Origin of the sequence: Mycobacterium sp., from assembly GCF_052144515.1 — a bacterium.
Classification (GTDB): domain Bacteria; phylum Actinomycetota; class Actinomycetes; order Mycobacteriales; family Mycobacteriaceae; genus Mycobacterium.
On the sequence record NZ_JBKQQD010000511.1, the window covers coordinates 1 to 5,141 of the forward strand.

At 64.0% G+C, this 5,141-nt stretch carries 5 protein-coding genes; 3 read left to right on the forward strand and 2 right to left on the reverse strand.

Annotated elements, in window-relative coordinates; all coding sequences use genetic code 11:
- A partial coding sequence (locus tag ACLP9N_RS34385; RefSeq protein WP_442411575.1) for an alpha-keto acid decarboxylase family protein occupies positions 1–1,342 on the reverse strand: 1,342 nt, incomplete at its 3' end.
- A gap of 43 nt (positions 1,343–1,385) precedes the next feature.
- On the reverse strand, positions 1,386–2,771 hold the full coding sequence (locus ACLP9N_RS34390) for an NAD-dependent succinate-semialdehyde dehydrogenase (protein ID WP_442411576.1): 1,386 nt from the start codon (positions 2,769–2,771) through the stop codon (positions 1,386–1,388).
- Between the two features lie 772 nt (positions 2,772–3,543).
- Here ACLP9N_RS34390 and ACLP9N_RS34395 point away from each other — a divergent pair.
- From ACLP9N_RS34395 to ACLP9N_RS34405, 3 genes are all read left to right on the forward strand, one after another.
- Positions 3,544–3,894, forward strand: coding sequence for a DoxX family protein (locus tag ACLP9N_RS34395; protein ID WP_442411577.1), 351 nt, complete (start codon positions 3,544–3,546; stop codon positions 3,892–3,894).
- Positions 3,895–3,934: 40 nt separating this feature from the next.
- Entirely contained in the window at positions 3,935–4,489 is a 555-nt protein-coding gene (locus ACLP9N_RS34400) for a pyridoxamine 5'-phosphate oxidase family protein (RefSeq protein ID WP_442411578.1), read from the forward strand.
- Between the two features lie 176 nt (positions 4,490–4,665).
- The coding region (locus ACLP9N_RS34405; protein ID WP_442411579.1) for an AAA family ATPase at positions 4,666–5,141 on the forward strand (476 nt) is incomplete at its 3' end.

Consider the following 5,141-nt stretch of genomic DNA (forward strand, 5'->3'; position numbering starts at 1 on the left):
GGGCGGTCAGCTGAAAGGATCCGTCGCCGATGACCGAGACCAGGCGCCGGTCCGGTTCCAGGCCCATCGCGTAGCCGAAGCTGGCGGGGACCGACCAGCCGATCGAGCCGTATTGCATCTCGATCTCGAACCTGGCGCCGCCGGGCAGCCGCGTGTACATGCCGTTGAGCCAGGAATCACCGGTCTCTACCAACAGGGTGGTCTTGGCGTCGAGGTCTTGCTCGATCTGGCGCCACATTTCGACCCGGCTCAGCGGGGCCGCGGGGTCCGCGACCGCCGCCGCAGCGGTCCGGTGCAGGCGCTTGTACTGGTTCAGGGTCGCGGCATTGGCTTGGACCTTCTTGGCCAGGTCGGACAGGAACTCGGCCAGCGCCACGCCGGTGAATTCGACGTCGTGAAACCGCACCTTTCGGGGCTCGGCGCTGATGAGCCGGTGCCGCGGGGGTTGTGCGCTCCAGCCCACCGTCGTGTAGTCGTTGAACACCGGCCCGGCGGCCACGATCAGGTCGGACCAGTCGACGATGGCCTGACACTGCGGGCTGCTCACCTCGCCCCAGTAGATGCCGACGTATTGCGGGTGGTCCTCGGGGAAGAAGCCCTTGGCGTTCGGCATGACCGCCACCGCGCAGCCCAGCGCCTCGGCCAGTTCACGGAAGGCGTCGATCGCCCCGTAAGCGCGTAGGTGAACCCCGGCCAGCAGAATCGGCTTTTTCGCTTGCCCGAGAAGGTCGCTGGCCCGGCCGACCGCGTCGGTCAGCATCCGCGCGTTGCTGGGCTGCCACGCCGGCAGCGTGGAGAACGGGGCCGGTGCAGGACACGGCGCGGCCGACAGGTTGCAGGGGATCTCGATGTAGGCGGGCTTGCGCTCGCGAAGCGCGGCGCTGATCGCCTCATCGATGAGCGCGGGCGCTGTTTCGGGGTGCACGATGCGCACCGCCTTGCAGGTCACCTGCCGGAAAATCTCGTACTGATCGGCCAGGTCGCCGTTGTCCATGGTGTGGTGCAGGACGTGGTTGGAGCCCAGGTCATTGGTGTTGGGACCGGAGGAAACCATGATCACCGGAAGGCGTTCGGCGTAGGCGCCGGCCACCCCGTTGAGCGCCGAGAACGCGCCCACGTTGAAGGTGGTGAGCACGGCGGCGGCCCCGTTGACCCGGGCATAGCCCTCGGCGGCGTAGGCGGCGTTGAGCTCGTTGCAGCAGCCGATCTGCTCGACGTTCTTGTTCTCCAGCAGCTCATCGAGCAGCACGAGGTTGTAGTCGCCGGGGACCATGAAGTAGTGCTTCAGCCCGATCTGCTCAAACCGGGTCGCGAGGTATTTCCCCACGGTGAAGTCAGCCATGATTGTGTTCCTTTTGCGTTGAGTCACTCGACCTGGGCGATGATTACGGGGCGTCGATCGGGACGACGTTGATGAGCTTCTTGTTGACGAATTCCTGAATGCCGATGTTGGCAAGTTCATGGCCGTAGCCCGACAGCTTGATGCCGCCGAAGGGCAGGTCCGGCTTGGTCCAGGTCGGGTGGTTGATGAAGACCATGCCGGTCTCGATGCGCTTGGCGACCTCGACCCCGCGGTCGATGTCCTCAGTGAACACCGAACCGCCGAGCCCGAAGTTCGAGTCGTTGGCGATCCGCACTGCGTCGTCCTCGCTGCTCGCGCGGAAGAAGAGCGCCACCGGCCCGAAGAACTCCTGGTAGTAGGCGGGGTTATCCGGCGTCAGGTCGGTGAGGATGGTCGGCTGCACGAACGCTCCTGTGGTGGGCACGGGCTCACCGAGTGGGATGGCCGTCGCGCCCGCTTCGACTGCGGCCTTGATCTTTGCGTGCAGCTCGTCCGCGGCACCCTGACTCGACATCGGCGGCAGGGTGGTCGCTTCGTCGAACGGGTCACCGGCTTTGAGCGCGGCCAGTGCGGCCTTGAACTTCTCGAAGAATTCGTCGGCGATCTCCTCTGCGACGATGATCCGCTTGGAGGCCACGCAGCATTGTCCGCCGTTGTTCATCCGACCCCACAGCGCCCACTGGACCGTCTTGTCCAAGTCGGCGTCGGCCAATGCGATCAGCGCGTCCGAGCCACCGAGCTCCATGGTGGACTTCTTGAGGTTCTTGCCGGCCCGGGCCGCGACGACGGAGCCGGCGCCCTCGCTGCCGGTCAGCGAAACGCCGCGCACCCGCGGGTCGTCGATCAGCAGGTTGATCTGGTCCTTGGTGGCGTAGAGGTTGGTGTAGGCGCCCTCGGGGGCACCTGCTTCGGTCAGCAGCTGCTCGAAGGCGGCCGCCGCCTGCGGCACGTTGGAGGCGTGTTTGACCATGACCACGTTGCCGGCCATCAGGTTGGGGGCCGCGACGCGGACCAGCTGGTAAAGCGGGAAGTTCCACGGCTGGATGCCCAGGATCACGCCGAGCGGGGCGCTGACGAGCATTGCGTCATCGTCGGTGCTGACCGTGTTAAGACGCTCGGGCGCCAGGAACGCCTCGGTGTTGTCGGCGTAGTAGGTAAAGATGTCGGCGGCCAGCGCAACTTCGCCCAGGCTCTCGGTGTAGAGCTTGCCCATTTCCAGTGTCAACAGACGGGCGAACTCGTCGGGCCTTTCGGTGAGGATGGCTGCGGCACGCCGGCACACGGCGCCGCGTTCGGCGTACGACATCTGGCTCCAGGACTCAAAGGTCTTCTGCGCCTGCGCAAGAAGGTTCATCGCCTCCGCATCGGTCAGGTCATCGAAAGTAGCTACGACCTGGTTGTTGTACGGGTTAACGGTCCGGTATGCCATGGTGTTTCCTCCATTTGTTTGCCAAGCGGCTCCTCAGCCGCTGTTGTGGACGTCGTGCTTGGTTCTTGAACATCGCTCGTGGCAAGCGATTACGCGCAGCTAGGTGCTGACGCGGTGTTGCTTCTCAGCATCCGGGTTCCGCGGCGGCATGTCGTTACCGCCACCGTCAAAGGGACATACCTGCCAGCAGGTAAAGTGCCCGAAGTGGTGAGATTCTGACGGATCGTCAGAATTGCACCGGCTCACAAGACATTTCACATTCCGGTTGATGCGCGTCAATCTCTCCGCACGCCCTGGGGCCGCTGGTCTCGTGGTAGAGCGTCGAATTCACTGTGTTACGGACTTCTTCGGATTGAGAGATCAACCGAAATTGCTGCTAGCCGGTACCCACGACTGCGGGTGGCATGAAGTTGCTCTCCGCCGTCGACACCGACACTCGTGAAAGAGCGTTTCGAGCCTGACAGAAGTCATCGACGAGGAAACGCGATCTACGCGAAGGAGAACGAGGAGCATGAAGAACGTCAGAATCGCCCGATCGGCGGCTACCGCGTTGGCTGTGGCGAGTGTCGGGTTCGCCTCGCTGTTGACGACTCCCGCAACGGTGAACCTCGCAGACTGTCCCGAGGGTTGGTACTGGGACAACGGGAGGCAAAATTGCCTTCCCCCTGGGTTGCCGAAGGATCCGCCCAACGGATGCCTTACCGGGAACGGCACGCACCTCAACGGCACGATCTGCGTCAATTAGAGTTTGTTCACTACTAGGAGTTCAGCGATGCACATTGCAACTGTCGTCTTGTCTGTTCTTCTGGCTGTGGAATTGGCTTTCACGGGGATTATCAAGGTCATCGGCACCGGTACCGCACGCACGAACGCCGAACATCTCGGCATCAGCTCGCGGGTCAGCCGCCTGATCGGTATCGCTGAACTGGCCGCGGTGGTGGGTCTGCTGGCCGGAATCGTGGTCAAACTTCTTGCCATCGTGACTGCCGCCGCAGTCGTACTCCTTATGGCCGGCGCTCTTGGTTATCACCTGAAGGCTCGCGACAAAGGCGCCGTTCTGCTTCCCGCGGCGATCACGGGACTGGCGGCCATCGCCCTGCTGGTACTGACCATCGTGGCGTAGAACCACACCTCCCAAAAGCGATAAGGAGGAGCGTCTGAAAATGTTGCTTCCACTCGCCGCCGAGCCCTTCACGGCGCCCACCGACCGCGACCTGCTGCCTTCGGAGCGGCGAGAATTCGTGCGCACACACCGCACCTGTGTTTACGGCTACCGCCGCCGTCACGACGGCCCGGCCATGTCGGTCGTGTACTACGTGCCCACCGATGACGACGAACTGCTGGTCTCGACGATGGCCCCACGCGGCAAGGCTCGTGCGGTGGCACGCGACGGCAAAGTGAGCCTTTGCGTGCTCGACGAGCGGTGGCCGTTTGTTTATCTGCAGGTGTATGCCGATGCAGTCATCGACCGCGACCGCGACCTTGTGGTCGATGTGATGATGGCTGTGGCCGGACGCATGTCGGGCCAGCCGCTCGGTGACGAGGCCCGCCCGAACGTCGCGCAGATGGCGGACAAAGAGGATCGAGTCGTCGTTCGCTGCCGCCCCTACGCGACTTTCGCGCAGCCACCCCGGCACCTCCATCAAAACGACCAGGTGGAAGAGGTCACTCACTGGGTGTCGCCGATGGTTCCATGGGACACACCAGATCCGGTCTGATGATGCTCCCCGGGTTGGAGACGTTGCGGCACAACGGAATTAAGAATGAACGGCAGCTACCCATGGCAACGGTAGCCATCAGCACGCTGGCCGAACCCGCAAGCCACACTGACGGAGTAGTGTTGCCGCAATAAAATCCGCGGTGTTCGGGCGCTTGGTGAGGATGGTGGTTGCTGGTGGGCTATCGCCATAGCGACGCGGACCCGTTGACGTCGCTGTATGGGCGGCGAGCCGAATGCGCGGCGCTGGACGGGCTGCTGGCTCGGGTGCGTGGTGGGCGCAGCGCCGTGCTGGTGTTGCGCGGGGAGGCGGGGATCGGCAAGACGGCGCTGCTGGATTACCTGACCGAGCGGGAGGGCTTCAGCGTGGCGCGATGTATGGGCGTCGAGTCGGAGATGGAGTTGGCCTTCACTGGGCTGCACGACCTGTGCACACCGATGCTCTCGTACCTGGACGCGTTGGTTAAACCCCAGCGCGAGGCGCTCAGCGTGGCACTGGGTCTGGCGTCCGGGGAGCCCCCCGAATCGTTTCTGGTGGCGCTGGCGGCGCTGAACCTGTTGGCGCAGGCCGCCGAGGACCGGCCGCTGCTGTGCATCGTTGATGACGTGCAGTGGCTGGATCAGGCCACCGCTCAGGTGCTCGGCTTCGTGGG

Excerpts from the sequence above, each read along its gene's own strand:
- ACLP9N_RS34390 (WP_442411576.1), bottom strand. The coding sequence starts at position 2,771 with ATGGCATACCGGACCGTTAACCCGTACAACAACCAGGTCGTAGCTACT.
- ACLP9N_RS34395 (WP_442411577.1), top strand. The coding sequence starts at position 3,544 with ATGCACATTGCAACTGTCGTCTTGTCTGTTCTTCTGGCTGTGGAATTG.
- ACLP9N_RS34400 (WP_442411578.1), top strand. The coding sequence starts at position 3,935 with ATGTTGCTTCCACTCGCCGCCGAGCCCTTCACGGCGCCCACCGACCGC.